Origin of the sequence: Peribacillus sp. RS7 (assembly GCF_041956845.1) — a bacterium.
In the GTDB taxonomy this organism is placed as follows: Bacteria; Bacillota; Bacilli; order Bacillales; family DSM-1321; genus Peribacillus.
In genome coordinates, this window is record NZ_CP168135.1 from 780,248 (window position 1) to 800,320 (window position 20,073).

The following is a 20,073-nucleotide window of genomic DNA, read 5'->3' on the forward strand; positions in this document are numbered from 1 at the left end:
TTTTTAGTTACCTTTCTACATTCCAACTACCTCTCATTCGCAAAATCAAAAAGAAATAGACCCCTTCCTTTGAGGAGGGAGGTCTATTCTTTGGTTAGCTCTCGTATTACTTTTTTAATAGTTACAAACTCTTTATAAATTTATTACACGCATAAAGCCCATGCGACACCAGTTATTTCTGCTGCTAATGATTTAAGAGCAGATCAACCTACTCTCAGTTTAATTTGAATGAATAGAGACTATAGCTGTAAATAATACTAAACTCAGGAATACCATAAAAATCCGATTGAAATTTTTTATTGCTCAAAATACCTTTTCTCATGTGTTTGTTTTAATTGTATAATCATGTATACAATATGTAAATATTCCCCTTGGAAAAGGTGGTAAATATGAATAGAATTTTTAATTACACGACTGTATTAACATTCTTTCTTTTAATTTTATTTAGTGCGAATATGATTAAACAAACAACTTTTATAGTTCTATTTATTCCATTAAGCCTTTGTATGTTAGGAGTCGGAATAATTCAATTTAAAAAAACTATAAAAAATAGAAATAATATTGAAGAAGAAGCAAGTACATTTAAAGCTTTATTAGAAAAAAGTGGAAAAAGCCACTCCCTTTTTTAGGTGTGGGTTTTATTTATGTACCTTTCTTTACCATTTTTTGATAACTAACACGGTCTCGATAGTTAAAACAAGAGTATTTTTCAAGACTTTTCTCGTTATTCTAAGAAGAATCGTACATTTTGTTGCTAGGCCTTTGGAGAATACCCATTTCTGTAATTAAGTTCAATAAAAAATGTATCATGATGTCACCTTCCCCATCTATAATTAGATGGAATAGCAAGACCGTGACCTTTTTCCTGAATCTTATATTAATAATTCCAGCTGGAAAAACCCTACAATTAACAGATAATGTTTGCCTAATAAAATCAAACTATTAAAACCTTATCCCTAACCATGATGCAACCACCATCAACACCCCAACGACAGCCACTACAACCGGCCCTACAATAATTAAGCCGAATAGCAAAGAGACTACTGCATCCATGAAGATTCGAAGGGGTCCTGCTTTTTCCTTTTTATTAGCTTGCTCCGTCAATAGGTTTTCAAGATGACCGACTTTTTGCTTCAATTCCTGCAACTCTTGAACCACTTTTGTGTTTTGATCCATTATTTACACCACTCCTTGAATTTAACAATAAGTGTTAATTCTATCATTTACATCCATTTAAAAAAAGTGAAATTCAACCTCGAGACCAACTCTACCATTTTATTTCCATCCATAAATATTTAAACTATTTTCTCAAATTCTGTCATCAATGTTACAATAACAGGGTTAATCAACCAATCTATAGAACACGTGAGGTATCATACTTTTTATGAAAGCATTACGATTATTAAAAAGTTTTAACTTTTTATATTTTGGACTGCTTGCCATTTTCATTCCGTTTCTCCCAGTTTATCTGGCTGATCAAGGTTTGCGTCCAGCCCAAATCGGATTCATCATCGGTACAGGAGGTTTTGTCACCCTCATCACCCAGCCTTTATGGGGAATGATCAGCGACAAAACGAGGACTATACGAAAAGTCCTGTTGTTACTCATCTTTTTCTCGAGCGTAATCGGTTATTTTCTCTATGACTCAAGCAGTTATATTCAGCTCATCCTGTTTGCCATGCTGCTATATTTCTTTCTGATGCCGATCGATCCCCTGACAGAAAGCCTCAATTTCACGATTGCAGAGAAATCCGGGATCAGTTACGGTTCCATCCGGACATATGGTGCTTTGGGTTATGCGGTCATTTCACTGATCACCGGCTATGTTATGTCATATTTCGGAGCTAACAGCCTGGCCTTCCTTTTTGCCGGCATAGGTTTGATCAGCTTCATCGTCAGCTGGATGATGCCTGATGCACCCGTTTCGGGAAAACCTGTCACTTTAAGCAGCCTTAAGCACTTTTTCAGCAATAAAGAGACACTTCTCTTTCTGTTATTGGTGTTTATCTGTGCTGTTCCAGCAAGGATGAACGATACTTTCCTCGGAGTGTATATCCGGGAACTTGGAGGAAGTGCCAAGCTTGTAGGCTTGACCTGGTTCTTAGCGGCAGGAAGTGAAATCGTTGTATTCGCCCTAAGCTTCTGGTGGCTGCGCAAGGGTAAGGAAATCATCATCATTTCGTTTGCAGCGGCGTTTTTCTTTATCCGTTATTTCGTCTCTGCGTGGATAACCGATCCACAGCTATTAGCTTATTTGCAGGTCATGCAGCTATTGACGTTCCCCATTTTCTACTCGGCCGCCATCCAATATCTGTATCGGATCGTTCCGGTGGAATGGCGTGCTACAGGCCAGACGGTACTGGCGCTGCTATTCTTCGGGGTTTCGGGAATCATTGCTTCTTATATAGGCGGAGCCATATATGGGGCTTTCGGGGGCAAGACCCTTTACCTGTTCATCTCCTCCATCTCCTTCATAGGAATGGTATTTGCTTTGGTTCTTTATCGGATATATGGCAAGAGGCTCGATACTGCAGAGGAAGCTGTATAATCCAAAAAACGGTATAAAAAAGAGCATGTTTTGATCAAAACATGCTCTTTTTGCATTCGAATGTAGCTTCCATTAGCGAAATAAGGGGGCAACCGTTAACATTAGCACGGAGATGCAAAGCAGAATTGTAGTTGTCCTGTTTGAGAGTTTTACTTGTCCGCCATTTTTATAGAACCCTGAAAATTGAAGCCGATTTTTATAGAGTACATAAAGTAATGGAAAAATTGCCAGACCAACAATCCATCCGCCCGTGGTATTCTCTACGGTTATACCAAAAATCGCATAGATTGAATTAATGATGAACCCCAAAATCATTCCAATAACGAAAATAATGGTGACGATACGAAATAATTCTAAGATGACTCTTAACATCATTCACCCGCTTTCTGCTTTTAAGCTGATTTATTATCCAAGAAAAAAAGGCTGCCGCAGCAACCCCTGATCGTGAAAAGAACTTTCCAATATAGTGGGATAATTCCCTTAATATAACAAACTTTTACCTATTGGTAAATAGACGCTCTCACTGTTCTTCTTGTACGAGCGAATGCTTAAATGCGTAAATCACTGCTTGTGTGCGGTCTTGCACGGCAAGCTTACTTAATATATTGCTGACATGCACTTTGGCTGTTTTCAGGGCTATGTATAGATCATCCGCAATTTCCTGATTCGATTTCCCTTGTGTCATCAGCAGTAAAATTTCCATTTCGCGATTCGTCAATTGATCATGAAGCTGTGAAATCTTTGGACGACGCAACTTTTCCATCATTTTCCCCGTCACTTCCGGTTCAAGTACGCTTTGCCCCTGGAACGTGGAACGGACAGCTCTCGCAATCTCGCTGGCCTTAGATGTCTTCAACATATAGCTCGTCGCTCCGGCTTCCAATGCCGGGTACACTTTTTCATCATCAAGGAAGCTTGTCACAATGATGATCTTTGCTTCAGGCCATTTTTCGATAATTCGTTTCGTCGCTTCTATGCCGTCCATTTCCGGCATGACCAGATCCATCAAAATGATATCCGGACGCAAATCCATTGCCAGTTCGACAGCTTTCAGACCATTGTCCGCTTCCCCAATCACTTCGATATCCGCCTGTGCGGATAAATAGGCCGATACCCCTATTCGTACCATTTCATGGTCATCGACAAATAATACTTTAATCATCATGATCACCTCCAGCATTTAATAATGGGATTTTCACTTCAAGTTTCGTTCCTTTATTCGGAACGCTAACAAGCTGCATCGTTCCGCCTAATTCAACAGCCCGTTCATGCATGTTTTGCAGACCATATGATCCCGTTTTCGACTCTTCGACGTTAAAACCGATGCCATCATCCGTTATCCGTAAAATGATCAGCCCATCACGAACGATCAATAGCACTTCAAGCGAATCCGCTTTTGCATGTCTTAGAGTATTGGAAATCGATTCTTGTAAAATCCGAAACAGATGGTCCTCAATCCCCTTATCCAGAGTGACAGGCTCCATCTTCCAATTTATATCCATCGTTACTTTTTGAGCCAATTCCAAAAGGAGCTCCTTCATTCCTTCCTGTAAAGATTTTCCCTTTAATGCAACGGGTCTCAAGTGAAGCAATAAAGCCCTCATCTCGAGCTGGGATTGATGGATCATCTCTTCCACTATCTTGAATTGTTTCATTTCCGTTTTTTCCATATCGGATTGTGACTCGGTAATGGCCGACATGAACATCGAAGCGGCAAACAATTGCTGACTCACCGAATCATGCAGTTCCCGCGCCAAACGGTTTCGTTCCTGGGAAACGATTTCCTGGATCTGTTTCTCCTGATCAATGGCCTTTTCATTCGCCATTTTTTGCGATAATTTAGTCTGCTCATTGATTTGCTTATGAATCAGATGCATCCGTTCCACCATTTTAGCCATTTCTTGGACCGGAAACGTCTCCTCTTGCGAAGGTAAGCGGCCCTGTTCAAGTAAATGAAGCCCTTCATCCACCCTTTCCAGCTGCCTCTTCCAAAACATCCCCGAAACGACTCCATAGATCAACCCTACCGTAATGACCAGACTTGGCAGGAATATGACGAAAGGTAACCCCATGACCACTTTCTCCCACAATAAACTCCAGTCGGATAAAGGAAAGATAAAGAAAACCGCCGCCGGCAAGGCAAGGGAAAGAACAAAAGAAACACCAAGGGCAGTCAATATCTGCCGTGTCATTATGCTCATACCCGCTTCACCTCTAAATCCCCAACTAAGATTGAAGTGATGATATGAACCTTGTGATCCGTTTCATTGAACCCTTCCGTTTGGTAGGAATAAATTTGATTAAAGACCCTGGATTCAGGCTTATTTTCAAAGATTCGGGCCCTGCCTGCAACGACGGAATGATGGACCCTGATTTCGATGCCATATGGTACAAGGACAGTAATATTGCCAATGATATTCCTAATGGAAATGACAGCGTCGCCTTTCGGTAAAATCGTTTTGCTTAAATCGATAACCGTATCACCGACCCCGCCCTGAACATTAACGGAATTCCATTCATATACATGTTCGGCCGTTTGTTGATGACCGAACAACTTATTTTTAAATAGATAATCGGTTTTCAGCAATCGTTCCTTCTTGATCCGTTCTTCGTCCAAATCCTCATTGGTTAAAATGGGACTGATCCAATCAGGGTTCTTTTTGGACTGATAATATAAAAGCAAAAGATAAATGAGGATCGCCATAAGGAAAAATCTAAAGACGAACATATTCAAGACTGTGATGATAAGGGAAATCAACCCTATAAAAAATAGGATTTTCCCGATTGACCGTTTTGTGAATTTCCTGCCTAAATAGATAAATCCTATCGAAAAAGCGATGGAAAAAAGGAGACCTCCACCCGTAAATGAAATCTCTAAAAAAAGCAGGACGACTCCGATGAGAAATATCCATCCCATATAGTCCGTCTTCATCTTGTTCAACATCGGTTCGCCTCCCCTGTATGATCATGATATTCTTAAAAGGCACAGGAACCCGTGCCTTTTAAGAATACCATGAAATTATCACGTTCTGAAGACTGTTTTCCCCCGCCCTCCATTCCAATAAGCCAGGGGATAACAGCAATTCTTCAATGTACGTTTACGCTTCTTTCTGTTCCAATTCTTTTTCAAGCTGGACAATCCTGGCATCGATCGTATGCCGATTATAATCTGTATGAACCTGATGCTCGATGCGATCGATATAATGCTCCATTTCTTCAAACATCGCTACCGGTTTGGCGTCGGAACTACCTCCGTCCAATACCCGATTGATCCGGTGGTTTGCCCGGGCAATATTCTCCCTGCCCATCAGTTCCATCCGCTTTAGATGCATATCCTTGAGCTTATGCTTCATTTCTTCATACTTCCGCTCCAGTTCAGCCAACTGAACCTCTGCACTTTTATGCGCCTCCTTCAAACTAAGCGCCCGATCCTCATAGTGTAGGCTTTCCTTGATGGCAAATTCCATTAAATCGGTTTCTCCCGACTGCTTAGCGATTTCCGCCTGTTGCTTTCGTTTTTCAGCTAGATTTTGCGCTTGATTATATTCACGCGTGAACTCTTCTTTCAAAAGATATTGACGTTCAAGCAGCTTACCGACCTTTTCTGTCTCCTGCTCACATTGACGCAAATATTGATTTAACATCCCAATTGGATTTTTTTGCTCCTTCTTATCCAACAAGTCATGAAAATCCGCTGAAATCGTTTGTTTCATTCTTGAAAATAAATTACCCATTTCAATTCCATCCCTTCTATTAGTTCTTATTCAACTCTTTCCACTCTCTTTCAAAATTTGAGAATGGGTCATTTTCATTCGATGATGCACTTTCATCATTTTCATTCCATTTTTTATAAACCAGGTAAAGAACATAAGCTGCCACCAATCCCAATATTGCCGGGATATGGGAAATAGAAATTATTAGCACGATAATGGAGACTGATCCCCACGCAACCTTTGCCCCTGTCGATTCGGACTTCATGAACTGCTTGAATCCAAAGTATAGGATCGCCAAGCAAATCGCCAGGCTGATCAATGGACCCACATTCGCCAGTAACAGGAATAATGCGATCAGTCCTACAATAAATAAACCAAATTTCTTCATTGTTTTCGTCCTCCTTTCCTTGTTTATATCTTATCTACTTTTACAAGTTCGTATAATGAGCCTTAGCTATATTTTCTAGTAAGACTTAAGGCGTAGACGCTGTAAGTCCCAGGCTAATGAGGGGCGTTTTAATCGTGAGTTTGGACTCTTTACTCGTGAATTCTGATGATTTACTCGTGTTTGGGTGCTTTACTCGTGAGTTCGGACAATTTATTCATGAATTTAGCTGATTTACTCGTAATTCTGATGATTTCCTTGTGTTTGGGTGCTTTACTCGTGAGTTTGGACACTTTACTCGTGAATTCTGATGGTTTACTCGTGTTTGGACGGCTTACTCGTGAATTTAGCTGATTTACTCGTGAGTTTGGACACTTTACTCGTGAATTCTGATGGTTTACTCGTGAGTTTGGACGCTTTACTCGTAGAATTCTGATGGTTTACTCGTGTTTGGACGGCTTACTCGTGAATTTAGCTGATTTACTCGTGAGTTTGGACACTTTACTCGTGAATTCTGATGGTTTACTCGTGAGTTTGGACGCTTTACTCGTGAATTCTGATGGTTTACTCGTGAGTTTGGACACTTTACTCGTGAATTCAGCTGGTTTACTCGTGTTTGGACGGCTTACTCGTGAATTTAGATGGTTTACTCGTGAGTTTGGACGCTTTACTCGTGAATTCAGCTGGTTTACTCGTGTTTGGACGGCTTACTCGTGAATTCTGATGGTTTACTCGTGAGTTTGGACACTTTACTCGTGAATTCTGATGGTTTACTCGTGAGTTTGGATACTTTACACGTGAATTCAGCTATTTTACTCGTGTTTGGACGGCTTACTCGTGAATTCTGATGGTTTACTCGTGAGTTTGGACACTTTACTCGTGAATTCTGATGATTTACTCGTGAGTTTGGATGGTTTACTCGTGAATTCAGCTGTTTTTCTCGTGTTTGGACGGCTTACTCGTGAATTCAGATGGTTTACTCGTGAGTTTGGACGTTTTACTCGTGAATTCAGTGTTTTGCTATTTATGCTGAAAATAAAAATCTTCCGATTATATATAACCGGAAGATTTTTGAACTGCTATTATCATTACAAATACAAACCTTCGACGTAAACTGACGTGATGGTTTGAGAAATTTCTTCAACAGAACTATGATGTTCGTTTCGGACAATTTCCCAAAGATACATTTCATTCGTGAAAAACCACCCTCTTGCGACAAGCTCATGGTTCAGTTCAGCTCTTGCCAGTCCATTTTGCTGTGCGTAGGCGACGTCCTTTGAAATTCGCTGGATGAACTTCATGCGGATCGCTTTCCATTTATCTGATATGACGGTTGAAACCCCAATGGCCTGTTCGAAAACTTGCATCATATAGCGTTCAGCCTCTGCCATTTTTAAAAATGCATTGGCTTGTTTGTTTATGATATGTTTTGCTTCGTCTTTTGATTTTGGAAAGAAAGAGGTCTCGGCAATTTCGTAAAATTGCTCCATTACGTTCTCCATTAGTACAATTAAAAGATCCTCTTTTCCTTTAAAATGAACATAGGCAGTTCCGTATCCGATGTTTGCCCTTTTGATCATTTGGGAGATAACCGCAGCTTGAAAACCTTCTTCAAGAAATACTTCCTTTGCAGCTTCCAATAACTTTTGACGTGTCATGATTGAGCGCAAATGTCGTTTATCCCCTACTTTACCATTATCCATGCCTATTCCTCCCCTTATCTTCTAGCATAATGGATTTTCCTCAAAATAAAAAACATTTGTTGGAAAATGTTTTTTGTGAATGATCTAATGTTTATAATTTTCTGAATTAACTTATTGACATCATGTCATATTCTTTGGTACGATTCTCCTAGAATATTAGATAAACTAATATAGGAGGATGATTATGGTTTCAGAATACACGTTGAATTATGCAAAACAATTGGATGAGATAGATACACTTAAAGGTTTTCGAGAAGAGTTTTATTTAAAGCCGGATTCGATCTATATGGATGGAAACTCATTGGGGCTTCTGTCGAAAAGGGCTGAACGCACTCTTTTGGAATCTTTGGAAGATTGGAAGGAACATGGGATTGATGGATGGACACAAGGGAATCACCCATGGTTTTTCATGGCAGAGAAATTGGGCGCGAAGATGGCCCAATTGGTCGGAGCTTCTCCCGAGGAGGTTATTGTAACCGGCTCCACAACTGTAAATCTGCATCAACTTGTAGCTACTTTTTATAAGCCGGAAGGCATGCGTACAAAAATTTTAGCAGATGAACTAACCTTTCCGACTGATATTTATGCTCTTCAAAGTCAGCTGCGTAAACATGGATACGATCCGGAAATCGATCTTATCCGCGTGAAAAGCCGCGATGGAAGGTTTCTTGAAGAGGATGACATCATCGAAGCAATGACCGATGACATCGCTTTGATCATCTTGCCTACAGTCCTCTATCGCAGCGGTCAAATATTGGATATGAAACGATTAACTGAGGAAGCTCATAATAGAGGAATAGTAATCGGTTTTGACGGATGTCATTCTATTGGTGCGATCCCGCATTCATTCAGCGAATGGGGTGTGGATTTTGCGTATTGGTGCAATTATAAACATTTGAATGGCGGTCCTGGCGGTGTTGGCGGTTTATATGTAAATCGAAAACATTTTGGAACGATGCCTGGATTGGCTGGATGGTTCGGCTCCAAAAAAGAAAAACAATTCGATATGGAACATACCTTAACACCAGCTGAATCAGCAGGCGCATATCAAATTGGAACGCCGCATGTGTTAAGTTGTGCACCTTTGATTGGGTCATTAGACATTTTTATAGAAGCGGGAATTGAGAATATTCGCGAAAAATCACTGAAAATCAATCAATATTTAATGGATTTAGTCGAATTCGAATTGGAAGACATGGGTTTTTTCATTGGAACGCCTAGAGAAGACATACGTCGCGGCGGTCATGTAAGCCTTGAGCATAAAGAAGCTGCACGGATATGTAAGGCATTGAAGGAAAACGGTGTCATTCCCGATTTCCGCGCACCCAATATCATTCGCCTTGCTCCAGTTGCACTATATACTTCCTACGCAGAAGTTTGGGAAGTAGTACAAATACTCAAGAAAATCATGTCAGAAAAACAATATGAAAAATTCAAGAATGAACGTGAAGTGGTTGCATAACGTGAATTTTTCGGCAGAGGAGGCTTCTTCCCTCCAATGGTTAGTTGAATCAGCCCGTCATTAGTCTACGCTTAAAACTGACTGCCCATTAGGGCAGGATAAAGTCTTTTGGATAAAAAGGGGATGAACTATGGAGAACAAAAATACTCAATTGAACATTAAAGATGAGCCAGAGAAAGGATTAAAACGTGAGTTAGAAACAAGCCAGCTTTCCATGATCGCGATGGGCTGTGCCATCGGGACGGGGCTATTCCTTGGCAGCGGGCTTGCCATTCAAGCGGCAGGGCCAAGTGTATTGCTCAGTTATGCTCTCGGGGCGTTCATTGTCTTACTATTGATGGGCTGTTTAGCCGAAATGACGGTTGCCCATCCTACTTCCGGATCTTTTGGAGCCATTGCTGAAAAGTACATGACTCCTATGGCAGGCTATCTTGTCCGCTATTCCTATTGGATTGGCAATGTTTTGGCTGTTGGGGTAGAAGTGAGTGCAGTCAGTGTATATATGAATTATTGGTTTCCGGCCGTTCCGGGAATCGTATGGATTTTGTTGTTTGCAGGTGTCCTGATTTATGTAAATGCTACCAGCGTGAATACATTTGCTACATTTGAGTATTGGTTCTCCTTTATTAAAATAAGTGCCATTGTTGGTTTTATCCTTCTTGGAGCCTATGTACTATTCGGTTCATCCGAACAGCCACATATAGGACCGGAAAACTTCGTGAATGAAGGCGGTTTTTTCCCATTTGGTTTGAAGGGTATGTGGATAGCCGTATTTATTTCTTTATTCAGCTTTCTTGGAACTGAATTGATAGCGGTTACATCAGGGGAAGCAAAAGATCCAGATGCAGCTGTTCCAAAAGCATTAAAAGCTACTGTGTTTCGTTTATCCACTTTCTATGTGCTGACAATCGGGATCATGCTGATGATCGTTCCGTGGAAAACGGCTGGGATCGAGGTAAGTCCATTCGTAAAAGTGATGGAAATATTGAACATTCCAGGTGCATCCGGGATCATGAACTTTATTATTTTAACGGCTGCCGTTTCTGCCATGAACGCTCAGCTCTATGCTTCAACACGGATGATGTTTTCATTGGCACGTGGAAAAAATGCACCTAGCTTTTTAGGAAAGTTAAACAAAAAGGGTGTTCCGACAAAAGCACTTGCTGTCTCTTCAACAGGGATTTTTATCGCTGCAGGCGTTCATGCGTTACTTCCTGGTTCTTCCTATGCCTTCATGATGGGGATTTCCATGTTCGGTGCCATGTTCACATGGCTTATGATCTTCATCTCCCATTTGTTTTTCAGGGTGAAATGGGATAAAACAGGCGGACGCAAGTTACCGGTAAGGATGATCGGTTTCCCCTATTTAACGATACTAGGAGCTGTTCTTCTATTTAGTTTGATGATTACGTCATGGTTTACGGATTTCAAAATCATGCTTCAATTCGGGATTCCTTGGTTACTATTTTTATCTGTCGCTTATTTTGTTTCGAAAAAAAGAAATATTAATCATAATGTAGTGGAGGAAACTCTGGCAGAAAAGATAGAATAGAATGACGGAAAAAATTGATCACAGTTTTTTATATGAAAAGTGAGGGGATTGCGGAATGAAGAATATGGATAACAATGGACAAACAATAACTGGGCTTGAGAAAGAAATTCAAACCGATTTTCAAAAGTCGATGTCTTACGGAGATTATCTCCACCTTGATAAGATTTTAACTAGTCAACATAGATGTTCCGATCATCATGATGAAATGCTTTTTATCATTATCCATCAAGCGAGTGAGCTATGGATGAAGCTCATTTTACATGAATTGACAGCTGCTACTGAGTCTATTCGCCAAAACAAATTGGAACCCTCGTTTAAAATGCTGTCGCGTGTTTCAAGGATTCAGCAGCAATTGATTCAGTCATGGAATGTCCTTTCAACTTTGACACCGGCAGAATATATGGAGTTCAGGGATAAACTTGGACAATCTTCCGGATTCCAATCCTATCAGAATCGTTTGATTGAATTTGCTCTAGGAAACAAAAATGTCCATACGCTATCTGTCTATCAACATCAGACAGATCTATACGAACAAATGCAGGAGGCCCTTAATGAGCCAAGTATTTATGATGCGGCGATTAATGCCCTTGTGGCGCGGGGATTACCCATTGATCAAGAAGCGCTTAACAGGGATTGGTCACAAAAATATGAACCAAATACCAGTGTAGAAGAAGCGTGGCTGACAGTTTACCGAGATGTCGAGCAATATTGGGACTTATATGAGTTGGGCGAGAAGTTAGTGGACATTGGCCATCAACAGCAATTATGGCGTTTTAATCATATGACCACAGTGGAAAGGATTATTGGTAATAAACAAGGTACTGGCGGATCATCAGGTGTCAACTATTTAAAAAGAGCCTTGGACCAACACTTTTTCCCAGAACTATGGAGCCTAAGAACGAAGCTATAAGAGGAAAATAGGCAGGTTAATTTTTAAAGAAAGCAACAGCCAGAAGATATGGAGGTAAGATGCATGGGAACATGGATTGATATTTCACAACGTCTGGATGAAAACGTTGCAGTCTGGCCTGGAGACACACCTTTCTCCTACAAAGTCAATTGGAGTAAAGAAGAGAGTGGATCTGTCAATGTAGGTCAAATCAATATGAGCATTCACACTGGTACCCATATTGATGCACCTTTTCATTTTGATAACGATGGAAAAAGAGTGATTGAACTGGATCTCGATTTATATATGGGGAATGCCCGAGTCATCCATTTACCAAACAGAACGAGCATTGGAGTCAATGAATTATCCAATCTGGATCTACAAGGCGTGACCCGTCTGTTAATTCGGACAGACGCATGGAAGGATAAACGTGTGTTTCCACAAACCATTCCTCATATCCAACCAGAATTAGCGGCATATCTTTCAGAACTCGGTGTTCGTCTTATCGGTCTTGATTTGCCATCCGTAGATCCATTGGATAGTAAAGAACTGTCTGCCCATCATGAGCTTGCCGGTCATGGAATTCACATTTTGGAAGGGCTTGTATTGGACGATATAGGACCAGGGAATTATGAGTTGGCAGCCCTCCCACTTCCATTAGTTGAAGCAGATGGAAGTCCGGTACGTGCTGTTTTGAAAAAGTTACCCTAACATATAACAGTGTTGGTATTGAATTAATAAAAAAAACGAGCCAGATCAAAAAATGATTTGGCTTGTTTTTTTGTTTCATTAAACACCGTATTTATTAGTCAAGCCGACGATTTCCCCTCTCTATCGAATTTATCTCCCTAAACCAAGTACATCTATGTTATAATTTTCAGAATTCATCACTAAGAGTGGAGGTTCGAATATGGAAAACTTTTATTTGTTCATCATCATGTGCATTCTTCTCATCATTTTACCTGGTCCAGATACGGCGATAGCCACAAGGAACACCGTTACCGTGGGGACGTCGGGAGGTTTTAAAACGATGTTCGGCACATGCTGTGCCCTGCTTATCCATACATCAGCTGCCGTGTTCGGACTTTCGGCAATCATTGTGAAATCCGCTTTACTATTTTCCATCTTCAAATATGTCGGTGCCGTTTACTTGGTATATCTAGGCTTCAAGACCTTATGGGGATTAAGGAATAAGCAAGTGGCTGCAGCGGCGGAAACGTCAGTCAAAAGTAGGTACGAAAACCAGTCTTGCTTTAAGCAAGGGTTCCTTACCAATCTGCTGAACCCTAAAGTGGCCGTTTTCTTCTTAACGTTTCTGCCTCAGTTCGTGGATCCTGGCAAGGATACGTTTTTACCGTTCCTGATCATGGGCATTACGTATACCGTTTTAACTGCAATGTGGTTTGTATTTTATATCTATCTGTTGAACCAGATCAGTGCTTTTATGAAAAAGCCTAAAACCCAAGCGATTTTCGAGGGTATAACCGGGACGGTCTTGATTGGTTTCGGGATAAAGCTAGCTTTGGAAAAAGCTCATAATTAATTAGAACTGCACCCTAATTGTTAGACACCATCTAACAATTGGAGGTGCAGTTTTTATAGTGGTCTATTTTGGTTCTGATACAGGTGTAGGGATTTAAGTACTTGCTGAGTTATGTTACACAACAAAAAACCATAATTTGGTGTTTTTATACAAGGAGAAAAAACATGCCAACTATCGAAGTTAGGAAAACAAAAGATATCGGATTAGGTTCACTTTCTTTCGCCCTATGTTTAATCGGAATATTGTTCACCTTTCGATTTGGTGATGAATTTTGTATTGGAGATACTATTTTAAATAATATCGGCCTAATCGCTTGGTCAAATGGAGATACAGGCATTCATTATACAATGATCTATTCAGCTATATTTTTCATCCCTTCCTTTATTATTGGTCATATTCATCCCGATAATAGCGGAGCAAAAGCTGGGAGAATCATATCAGGTTTCCTATCAGTTCTTATTGTTTCAGTACTAATATCGATTATTATCGATTTTGTGTAGATCTGTTGCAGAAAAAGGGCAAACCCAAGGGTATGAGCCCAATTCCAAACTCATACCCCACCCAAACCTTTAAAATAAACCTGTTTACCTTTTTGTGTTCTTTAACTTACCAGGTGTTCAAATCACTCAACATAACCATTTACGAAAAATCCAATCGTTTCGAGCTCATCTTCCGTTAAATCCCGGTTTAACTCTTTAACCAATTCCGCCTCCATTAAAGCTCGATTTCCCTGATGTTCGACCACGGTTCTGGCACATTCTTTCATTAGCTTAAGCTCCGCCTCCATTTCCAGTCTCGTGCAAGGCTGCTCATGATGGGAGAGTATATATGTATCGGCATCATAGGCTTCAATTTTCTTAACGAGCAGAGATGCCTGTTCAGCCGTAAAATTCCATTTTTCAGCATAAAGATTGGCATAAAGGCAGTCTCCCAGAAATAATGTTTTTTCTTCTGGAACATAAATGATGCAGGAATCTTTGGCATGGTCGCCGCCGACATGTTCAATTACACAGGTTACATTGCCTAGATCGATTGTCATCGTTTTTTCAAAGATGATATCGGGCAGGGGCAGGGAAATCTCTCTATTCGTCCCATGTTCCAATTTGATTGCATCGGCGCAAAAGGGAATCTCTGTCCCTTCTTCGACCCGTTGATCAAGTGCCTGATCTTCCCATGAAAGCTGCTGCATATCTTTAATGTTGTTGTATGTTTTTTCCTGACAAATTACCGGAATCCCGATATACTCCAGTCCGAAAACATGGTCCCAGTGGGAATGGGTAAGAACAAGGAAATTCCCGCTTAAATCATTCCGAAGCAATTCGTCCTTAAAGAGCTGTGCATGCTGGACGGAATTCCCGGCATCGATGATGAGCGTTTTCTTGTTTCCCGTAACGGCGGCAAGAACCGGCCGATCGGTTACCTGAACTGGCGGCAGATAGACGATATGTTTCGATAGATGCTGTAATGTTTGCATGTTTCTGTTCTCCTTCGGATATTGGATGATATCCCCAATATATTGATTGGCTTTTTTCAAGTATAGCAAATTAAACATTTGTTAATTAGCTAATGATCCATTTAAAACGAATACGACTAATAAAAGACAACAATCACTGGGATTGCTGTCTTTTCGTCATCATTCAAATGAACCTATTCAAATATACCGTAACTTTCGAGAGGGCATTTAAAAAGGTGGCTTTAAAAAAAGACTCTTCCTTTTTCTGATCTTCAGGTGGTTCTATATATTTATTATTGTCCGCAACGAGTGTACTATTTGAGATTTTCGACTCGATGGCTCCTGTCAATTGCGCTGCAAATTTTTCACTATCGATGACCACCATCGATTCTGTATTTAAAAAGGCAGATCGAGAATCCAAATTGTAGGAACCCACTGCACTTAATCGTTGATCATAGACAACCGATTTGCCATGCAAAGAATAAGGCTTTGCATATTCATAAAGCCTTGCGCCCGTCTCAACGATACTATCCCTAAGCGCCAAGTAACCTGAAAAAGCGATCACATTCGGGGTTGATGCCACCGAGTTGGTAAGTATCGTCCAATTAGCCTTTGAATCCATCTGCTTCGGTACATATTCCTTCAAGGCATCCGCAGGAACAATATATGGACTTTGGATGAGTACCGATTGATTGGCATTTGCCGCAATATCCACTAGAGATCTCCAAACAATTGGGTGTTTATTGAAACGCTCGATGGGATTATGTATGAAGGACACTTTTTTAGTAGGTGTTGAAGCCTTGCTCCAATCGACGGCAGGATTAACGAAATCTACATTAGTTTTCAAAGCTTTACTGTATTGATTCGCTAATGCATCTCTTTCACGTTTTCCTTTCTCCGTTTGCCTTTTCGAGAGGTCCGAAAAAACATCGCTCGTATACGGATGGGTCCATAATTCATGCAAATAGTCCTTCATTTCAACGATTACACTATCTTTCTCCTCTTTAGCATTGAAAATGAGTACATCCCTGTCATAGACAAAATTCCTCGGCGGCTTGCTAGCTAAATACTTATCGGCAATATTTCTCCCTCCGATGATGCCTAACTTTCCATCTACAGTGATGATCTTATCATGAAGGCGATTATGCCAGGTCCACGGCTTAAATGGCTTAAAGGTTTCGTAATATCTTAATTCAATGTTTTCATGAGAGGCCAATGCATAACGGGCACTGCTTAATTGACCTCTGAGTCCATGAGATATTCCATCCAGAAGGATTCGGACTTTGACACCTCGGTCAGCAGCTTCGATCAAGGCTCCAAGAAAAAGTTCGGTTGATTTGCCTTTTCCAAAAGCATAGTAGGCAATATCGATTGAATTCTGGGCTTCCTGGATCATTCGCATTCGGGCGAGTCCCGACTCATAACCGTCTTCGAGAAGAAGGACACGATCCACGGTGGCTTCCTTCTCTCCCATATATGCACTTACTTGATTAATCGGCCTATCTTCTTCTTTTTCTTCTTTGGGGAAAAGAACCACTGCCGTCACCACTACATAAAGCAAATACATTAGAAGAACGAGCAGCACTCCTTTAATTGCCGTTTTTACAGTCATTGAGCACTCCCCCCCTTTTAGCGATATTTTAATACTATTCGTAATATGCAAAGACTCTATTCAACATCTTCAAGCAGAAATAAAAACGCATCTGATCAGTTAGCCAGCGGCGCCTATCTAGGTCATTCTTGGGTAGAAATTGGTGCATTTATTTTCCTTTTAAATGTGACAAAGTGGTGAACATGAAAGCAGTTGCATAATATGATATAGAAGGAGGGATTTCATGCTTAAACAACCTGATAGAATAAGTATTTTCAATTATTGTTTTGCCTTAGGTGTGTCAGAGGTATTCTTTTTATCAAGCTTTTATCTTTCCATTCTAGACGTTTCATTATTTGCCGTCGCTTTACCATTTTCCGCATTATTTCTAATGTTCTCCTTGTACCTATTCCTTCGAACGCATAAAGCAGCAATGACGTTACCCAATCAAGCGGAACGAAGAAGGGAAATTCATGCGTTCTATCATCAGTCTTTCGGGATTTTCACAATCATATTTTCCGTCTTATTTTTTACAGCTTTAGCCTATATTCCCTTGCTGGAAAACGGGGGGCACTTCTATCTTCTTTATTGTTTACCGATGGCCTTGCTTTGTTTGATTCCTTCGATTGTATCTTATAAAGGAAGGAAATTATTCAAACTGGAAATGATTTAGTGGAACTCCTTTGGAATCCGAAAGCTTCGTTATTTAAGAAGCTAATCGAGAAATGGATTTTAGTCTCTTTCCATGTTTATTAGTTGAATGTATAGGTAAAATGAGGATATAATAAAGATAACTAACATATATAAAAAAAGACACTGGTTAGACCAGCGTCTTAATGAACAGCAAACTGCATAAAGAGCAGCGGCTTTCTGTGGTAAGTCAGTAGCTACTCAATCATGAAAGTAACCCTTTTCCTACATACATCTGGCCGGATGGTATGGAGGGGGTTACTTTTTTAATGTAACCGCGATTACTGCGACGATTAAAGAGGCAAATGAAATCATAAGCATCAGTCCGTCCATAATAGAAATCACCAGCGACACCCCCTTTCATTAAAGGAGTGACCGCTGCCCACTATACCAAATTGCTGTCCACTTTCTATTATATCTGTATTTACTTGTTATTTATAGAAAAATATAGATATATTCATTCCCCTTATAAAATCCATGCTTATACATAAAAAAATCCCACTTATAGTGAGACCATTGTATATCCCATTATTGTTCCACTACACGGCCATCTTTGTAAATGTGGAACCACCCAATCGTTCCTGACCCGCCTTGATCCATCCAATCTTTATTAGCTGCTTTATAATTGTAATATGATTTTCTTTTGCCGTCTTTCAGCAATCTGCCATCACCGCTGAAAACGATATTGTTACCCAGCTTCTTTTTACCTAACGCAATCGCGTCTTTCTCCGTGAACTGTTTTCTTTCTACCTTATTTTCATCTAAGGCAGCCCATGTCAATGGTCCAACGATACCATCTGAACCCAGGTTATGATCCACTTGAAACTCTCTTACGACATTTTGTGTTTGGGTGCCGAAAATCCCATCAACGCCTACATTATATTTAACATCTTTAAGGCTTTGCTGTAAGTCTCTTACATAACTAGAACGCGAGCCTTTCCGGAGGGTCGGGCGCGTTTCCGCCTTCGTTTCGATTTTCTGGGTTTGACTGCCCTTAGATGCTGCCTGGGTAATTGAAGTTCCCATTCCTAAAGGGGCTAACATCAGGGCAACGGTTGGAATGATGACCAATACTTTCTTCTTCAACACAAATAACCTCCATTCATATAATCACTCCTGCAGGTTTCTGACTTACTTTCCTTGGAGCCCATTCATTATAACGTATGGAGTTATGTATTTGGTGTTTTATTACTTAAATTATAAAAAATGGTAAATAGTATCTACGGGGTGCATTTCCGAAGCTTATTTGATGGAGACCTCGTTTCTTGAATAAAAAAATAATCTGACGGTTGTTGATTCTGCCCTTGCATCCCAGTTCCCATTCCCATCAAGTTAGTAGCAAGCGGCATCATATTTTTCATTTTCCCGCCATTTCCACTCAACATTTGATAAGTGGCAATACCTACTCCGACCCTAAGCGACAACTGGTAAAATTTTATCCATGTTTGCCTTCATTTTCATCACCTATTTTTGTTCATTTCCTGAACTCTTATATCTTGTTCAAAAGAACCCCAAAAATTCAAGATGTTTATTACCGTAACAATTAGTAATAAAAACATGTTTTTAAGGGAAAATTCTTTCAGGAGGGATATTATGCAAGTACCCTTCGAATGGAAATTTATTTTTATGCTGAAATCCAAACGCTTATCAAAAAGTTGTTTATTAAATAGTATAGCCATTCAATGATTGAAAAATGATTTAAGATTATTGAGGTGAATACTCATGCCAATGTTAGATGTGGACGGTACTAGCTTGTATTATTCTGTTAAGGGAAAAGGGGCTCCTATTGTTTTTATTCATCCTCCAGTACTGACTAGTGTGAATTTCCAATACCAAATGGAGGAATTATCCCAAGAATTCAAAGTTATAACTTTTGATATTAGGGGTCACGGAAGAAGTCAGTATTCAAGACTGCCAGTAATTTATCCCCTGATTATCGAAGATATCAAACAACTGTTGGATCATTTGAAAATTAAAAAAGCAATCATATGCGGATATTCAACCGGCGGCTCTATCGTATTGGAATTTTTGCTGAGTTGTGCCGATAGGGCACTAGGAGGCATTGTAATAGGTGGAATGTCTGAAGTGAGGGATAAATATTTAAAGCAAAAGATCTCTTTAGGAATATCACTTGCAAATAAAGACGCAGTTCCAATTCTTGCGCTATCCATTTCATGGAGTAATTCAAATACGGAAAATTTGTTCAACAAAATGTTTAATGAAGCCCTAAAAGGAGATGCCAGAAATATCGAGCAGTATTACTATTATAGTTTGCATTATAACTGTACCCATCAGCTAGAGAAAATCACCCTGCCAATTTTACTGATCTATGGTAAAAAAGATAAACCACTTTATCATTATGCTAATTTATTGCATGAAAAATTGCCATGTACGGAATTAAAATTTATTGATCATGTAAAGCATCAGATCCCTACAAAAGCGGCTAATGATTTAAATGAAAGTATTAAGCATTTTATCCATACAACTGTTTGATTCTTTCTATTTATAAACGAATAAACCAATCCATCAAGTACTACTATGTAG

25 protein-coding genes are annotated in these 20,073 nt (G+C 40.0%); 14 read left to right on the forward strand and 11 right to left on the reverse strand.

The features are described from left to right. Nucleotides 1–389: 389 nt before the first annotated feature. A complete protein-coding gene (locus ACDZ29_RS04015; protein WP_375089985.1) occupies nucleotides 390–629 on the forward strand; it encodes a hypothetical protein in 240 nt (79 codons plus the stop codon). A gap of 313 nt (nucleotides 630–942) precedes the next feature. On the opposite strand, the gene ACDZ29_RS04020 is transcribed toward ACDZ29_RS04015, so the two are convergent. Then, entirely contained in the window at nucleotides 943–1,176 is a 234-nt protein-coding gene (locus ACDZ29_RS04020) for a hypothetical protein (protein WP_375089987.1), read from the reverse strand. 208 nt (nucleotides 1,177–1,384) lie between these two features. Between ACDZ29_RS04020 and ACDZ29_RS04025 the strand changes: the two genes are divergently transcribed. Further along, entirely contained in the window at nucleotides 1,385–2,548 is a 1,164-nt protein-coding gene (locus ACDZ29_RS04025; RefSeq protein ID WP_289326186.1) for an MFS transporter, read from the forward strand. Between the two features lie 72 nt (nucleotides 2,549–2,620). Here the strand turns inward: ACDZ29_RS04025 and ACDZ29_RS04030 are convergent, their stop codons facing one another. The 6 genes from ACDZ29_RS04030 to ACDZ29_RS04055 form a co-directional block, all read right to left on the reverse strand. Further along, nucleotides 2,621–2,920, reverse strand: a complete 300-nt coding sequence (locus ACDZ29_RS04030; RefSeq protein WP_289326187.1) for a hypothetical protein — start codon at nucleotides 2,918–2,920, stop codon at nucleotides 2,621–2,623. 148 nt (nucleotides 2,921–3,068) lie between these two features. After that, nucleotides 3,069–3,710, reverse strand: a complete 642-nt coding sequence (locus ACDZ29_RS04035; protein WP_289326188.1) for a response regulator transcription factor — start codon at nucleotides 3,708–3,710, stop codon at nucleotides 3,069–3,071. Further along, entirely contained in the window at nucleotides 3,703–4,749 is a 1,047-nt protein-coding gene (locus tag ACDZ29_RS04040; RefSeq protein ID WP_375089989.1) for a sensor histidine kinase, read from the reverse strand. Before ACDZ29_RS04040 ends, ACDZ29_RS04035 begins: the two co-directional genes overlap by 8 nt. After that, complete coding sequence (liaF, locus tag ACDZ29_RS04045; protein ID WP_289315176.1) at nucleotides 4,746–5,492, reverse strand: cell wall-active antibiotics response protein LiaF; 747 nt, start codon at nucleotides 5,490–5,492, stop codon at nucleotides 4,746–4,748. The genes ACDZ29_RS04040 and liaF overlap by 4 nt, the downstream gene beginning before the upstream one ends. Before the next feature lie 154 nt (nucleotides 5,493–5,646). Next, entirely contained in the window at nucleotides 5,647–6,282 is a 636-nt protein-coding gene (locus ACDZ29_RS04050) for a PspA/IM30 family protein (RefSeq protein ID WP_375089991.1), read from the reverse strand. Between the two features lie 19 nt (nucleotides 6,283–6,301). Further along, nucleotides 6,302–6,649, reverse strand: a complete 348-nt coding sequence (locus tag ACDZ29_RS04055) for a flagellar basal body rod protein (RefSeq protein ID WP_370016192.1) — start codon at nucleotides 6,647–6,649, stop codon at nucleotides 6,302–6,304. A 216-nt stretch (nucleotides 6,650–6,865) separates the two neighbouring features. On the opposite strand from ACDZ29_RS04055, the gene ACDZ29_RS04060 reads away from it, so the two are divergent. The 4 genes from ACDZ29_RS04060 to ACDZ29_RS04075 all read left to right on the forward strand — a co-directional run bounded on the left by ACDZ29_RS04060 (nucleotide 6,866) and on the right by ACDZ29_RS04075 (nucleotide 7,759). Next, nucleotides 6,866–7,000 carry a hypothetical protein gene (locus ACDZ29_RS04060; protein ID WP_375089993.1) on the forward strand — a complete coding sequence of 45 codons (135 nt, stop codon included), beginning with the start codon at nucleotides 6,866–6,868 and terminating at the stop codon, nucleotides 6,998–7,000. An 81-nt stretch (nucleotides 7,001–7,081) separates the two neighbouring features. Further along, nucleotides 7,082–7,363, forward strand: a complete 282-nt coding sequence (locus ACDZ29_RS04065; protein ID WP_375089994.1) for a hypothetical protein — start codon at nucleotides 7,082–7,084, stop codon at nucleotides 7,361–7,363. Continuing rightward, entirely contained in the window at nucleotides 7,360–7,494 is a 135-nt protein-coding gene (locus ACDZ29_RS04070; RefSeq protein ID WP_375089996.1) for a hypothetical protein, read from the forward strand. Before ACDZ29_RS04065 ends, ACDZ29_RS04070 begins: the two co-directional genes overlap by 4 nt. Continuing rightward, nucleotides 7,484–7,759, forward strand: a complete 276-nt coding sequence (locus ACDZ29_RS04075) for a hypothetical protein (protein WP_375089997.1) — start codon at nucleotides 7,484–7,486, stop codon at nucleotides 7,757–7,759. The genes ACDZ29_RS04070 and ACDZ29_RS04075 overlap by 11 nt, the downstream gene beginning before the upstream one ends. Here the strand turns inward: ACDZ29_RS04075 and ACDZ29_RS04080 are convergent. Next, nucleotides 7,735–8,349, reverse strand: a complete 615-nt coding sequence (locus tag ACDZ29_RS04080; RefSeq protein ID WP_370016196.1) for a TetR/AcrR family transcriptional regulator — start codon at nucleotides 8,347–8,349, stop codon at nucleotides 7,735–7,737. The two genes, ACDZ29_RS04075 and ACDZ29_RS04080, sit on opposite strands and share 25 nt — an antisense overlap. Nucleotides 8,350–8,533: 184 nt before the next feature. On the opposite strand from ACDZ29_RS04080, the gene kynU reads away from it, so the two are divergent. The 6 genes from kynU (at nucleotide 8,534) to ACDZ29_RS04110 (ending at nucleotide 14,295) form a co-directional block, all read left to right on the forward strand. Further along, a complete protein-coding gene (kynU, locus tag ACDZ29_RS04085) occupies nucleotides 8,534–9,811 on the forward strand; it encodes a kynureninase (protein WP_375089998.1) in 1,278 nt (425 codons plus the stop codon). Between the two features lie 130 nt (nucleotides 9,812–9,941). After that, the gene (locus ACDZ29_RS04090; protein WP_375089999.1) at nucleotides 9,942–11,363 is read left to right on the forward strand and encodes an amino acid permease; all 1,422 of its coding nucleotides are present in this window, start codon (nucleotides 9,942–9,944) and stop codon (nucleotides 11,361–11,363) included. A gap of 55 nt (nucleotides 11,364–11,418) precedes the next feature. Then, nucleotides 11,419–12,273: a tryptophan 2,3-dioxygenase gene (gene kynA, locus ACDZ29_RS04095; protein ID WP_289326197.1), complete on the forward strand. Its 855-nt coding sequence runs from the start codon at nucleotides 11,419–11,421 to the stop codon at nucleotides 12,271–12,273. A gap of 63 nt (nucleotides 12,274–12,336) precedes the next feature. Next, complete coding sequence (gene kynB / locus ACDZ29_RS04100) at nucleotides 12,337–12,963, forward strand: arylformamidase (RefSeq protein WP_289315165.1); 627 nt, start codon at nucleotides 12,337–12,339, stop codon at nucleotides 12,961–12,963. A 199-nt stretch (nucleotides 12,964–13,162) separates the two neighbouring features. Further along, entirely contained in the window at nucleotides 13,163–13,795 is a 633-nt protein-coding gene (locus ACDZ29_RS04105; protein WP_289315164.1) for a LysE family translocator, read from the forward strand. Nucleotides 13,796–13,959: 164 nt separating this feature from the next. After that, nucleotides 13,960–14,295, forward strand: a complete 336-nt coding sequence (locus ACDZ29_RS04110; RefSeq protein WP_375090000.1) for a hypothetical protein — start codon at nucleotides 13,960–13,962, stop codon at nucleotides 14,293–14,295. A gap of 122 nt (nucleotides 14,296–14,417) precedes the next feature. Here ACDZ29_RS04110 and ACDZ29_RS04115 read toward each other — a convergent pair whose 3' ends face one another. Both ACDZ29_RS04115 and ACDZ29_RS04120 read right to left on the reverse strand, forming a co-directional pair. Next, nucleotides 14,418–15,269, reverse strand: a complete 852-nt coding sequence (locus ACDZ29_RS04115) for an MBL fold metallo-hydrolase (protein WP_375090002.1) — start codon at nucleotides 15,267–15,269, stop codon at nucleotides 14,418–14,420. Between the two features lie 163 nt (nucleotides 15,270–15,432). Beyond that, a complete protein-coding gene (locus ACDZ29_RS04120; protein WP_375090003.1) occupies nucleotides 15,433–16,860 on the reverse strand; it encodes a phosphatidylserine/phosphatidylglycerophosphate/cardiolipin synthase family protein in 1,428 nt (475 codons plus the stop codon). A gap of 223 nt (nucleotides 16,861–17,083) precedes the next feature. Here ACDZ29_RS04120 and ACDZ29_RS04125 point away from each other — a divergent pair, with 223 nt between their 5' ends. Next, nucleotides 17,084–17,512, forward strand: coding sequence for a hypothetical protein (locus ACDZ29_RS04125; RefSeq protein ID WP_289315160.1), 429 nt, complete (start codon nucleotides 17,084–17,086; stop codon nucleotides 17,510–17,512). A 545-nt stretch (nucleotides 17,513–18,057) separates the two neighbouring features. On the opposite strand, the gene ACDZ29_RS04130 is transcribed toward ACDZ29_RS04125, so the two are convergent. After that, nucleotides 18,058–18,618, reverse strand: a complete 561-nt coding sequence (locus ACDZ29_RS04130) for a peptidoglycan-binding protein (RefSeq protein WP_289326200.1) — start codon at nucleotides 18,616–18,618, stop codon at nucleotides 18,058–18,060. A 633-nt stretch (nucleotides 18,619–19,251) separates the two neighbouring features. Here ACDZ29_RS04130 and ACDZ29_RS04135 point away from each other — a divergent pair. Further along, entirely contained in the window at nucleotides 19,252–20,022 is a 771-nt protein-coding gene (locus ACDZ29_RS04135; protein ID WP_375090005.1) for an alpha/beta fold hydrolase, read from the forward strand. Nucleotides 20,023–20,073 lie beyond the last annotated feature (51 nt).

Excerpts from the sequence above, each read along its gene's own strand:
- ACDZ29_RS04025 (WP_289326186.1), top strand. The coding sequence starts at position 1,385 with ATGAAAGCATTACGATTATTAAAAAGTTTTAACTTTTTATATTTTGGA.
- ACDZ29_RS04055 (WP_370016192.1), bottom strand. The coding sequence starts at position 6,649 with ATGAAGAAATTTGGTTTATTTATTGTAGGACTGATCGCATTATTCCTG.
- ACDZ29_RS04065 (WP_375089994.1), top strand. The coding sequence starts at position 7,082 with ATGGTTTACTCGTGTTTGGACGGCTTACTCGTGAATTTAGCTGATTTA.
- ACDZ29_RS04040 (WP_375089989.1), bottom strand. The coding sequence starts at position 4,749 with ATGAGCATAATGACACGGCAGATATTGACTGCCCTTGGTGTTTCTTTT.
- ACDZ29_RS04035 (WP_289326188.1), bottom strand. The coding sequence starts at position 3,710 with ATGATTAAAGTATTATTTGTCGATGACCATGAAATGGTACGAATAGGG.
- ACDZ29_RS04020 (WP_375089987.1), bottom strand. The coding sequence starts at position 1,176 with ATGGATCAAAACACAAAAGTGGTTCAAGAGTTGCAGGAATTGAAGCAA.
- ACDZ29_RS04090 (WP_375089999.1), top strand. The coding sequence starts at position 9,942 with ATGGAGAACAAAAATACTCAATTGAACATTAAAGATGAGCCAGAGAAA.
- ACDZ29_RS04110 (WP_375090000.1), top strand. The coding sequence starts at position 13,960 with ATGCCAACTATCGAAGTTAGGAAAACAAAAGATATCGGATTAGGTTCA.
- ACDZ29_RS04115 (WP_375090002.1), bottom strand. The coding sequence starts at position 15,269 with ATGCAAACATTACAGCATCTATCGAAACATATCGTCTATCTGCCGCCA.
- kynU (WP_375089998.1), top strand. The coding sequence starts at position 8,534 with ATGGTTTCAGAATACACGTTGAATTATGCAAAACAATTGGATGAGATA.
- ACDZ29_RS04015 (WP_375089985.1), top strand. The coding sequence starts at position 390 with ATGAATAGAATTTTTAATTACACGACTGTATTAACATTCTTTCTTTTA.
- kynA (WP_289326197.1), top strand. The coding sequence starts at position 11,419 with ATGAAGAATATGGATAACAATGGACAAACAATAACTGGGCTTGAGAAA.
- ACDZ29_RS04030 (WP_289326187.1), bottom strand. The coding sequence starts at position 2,920 with ATGTTAAGAGTCATCTTAGAATTATTTCGTATCGTCACCATTATTTTC.
- ACDZ29_RS04135 (WP_375090005.1), top strand. The coding sequence starts at position 19,252 with ATGCCAATGTTAGATGTGGACGGTACTAGCTTGTATTATTCTGTTAAG.
- ACDZ29_RS04125 (WP_289315160.1), top strand. The coding sequence starts at position 17,084 with ATGCTTAAACAACCTGATAGAATAAGTATTTTCAATTATTGTTTTGCC.
- ACDZ29_RS04060 (WP_375089993.1), top strand. The coding sequence starts at position 6,866 with ATGAATTTAGCTGATTTACTCGTAATTCTGATGATTTCCTTGTGTTTG.
- ACDZ29_RS04080 (WP_370016196.1), bottom strand. The coding sequence starts at position 8,349 with ATGGATAATGGTAAAGTAGGGGATAAACGACATTTGCGCTCAATCATG.
- kynB (WP_289315165.1), top strand. The coding sequence starts at position 12,337 with ATGGGAACATGGATTGATATTTCACAACGTCTGGATGAAAACGTTGCA.
- ACDZ29_RS04105 (WP_289315164.1), top strand. The coding sequence starts at position 13,163 with ATGGAAAACTTTTATTTGTTCATCATCATGTGCATTCTTCTCATCATT.
- ACDZ29_RS04050 (WP_375089991.1), bottom strand. The coding sequence starts at position 6,282 with ATGGGTAATTTATTTTCAAGAATGAAACAAACGATTTCAGCGGATTTT.
- ACDZ29_RS04120 (WP_375090003.1), bottom strand. The coding sequence starts at position 16,860 with ATGACTGTAAAAACGGCAATTAAAGGAGTGCTGCTCGTTCTTCTAATG.
- liaF (WP_289315176.1), bottom strand. The coding sequence starts at position 5,492 with ATGTTGAACAAGATGAAGACGGACTATATGGGATGGATATTTCTCATC.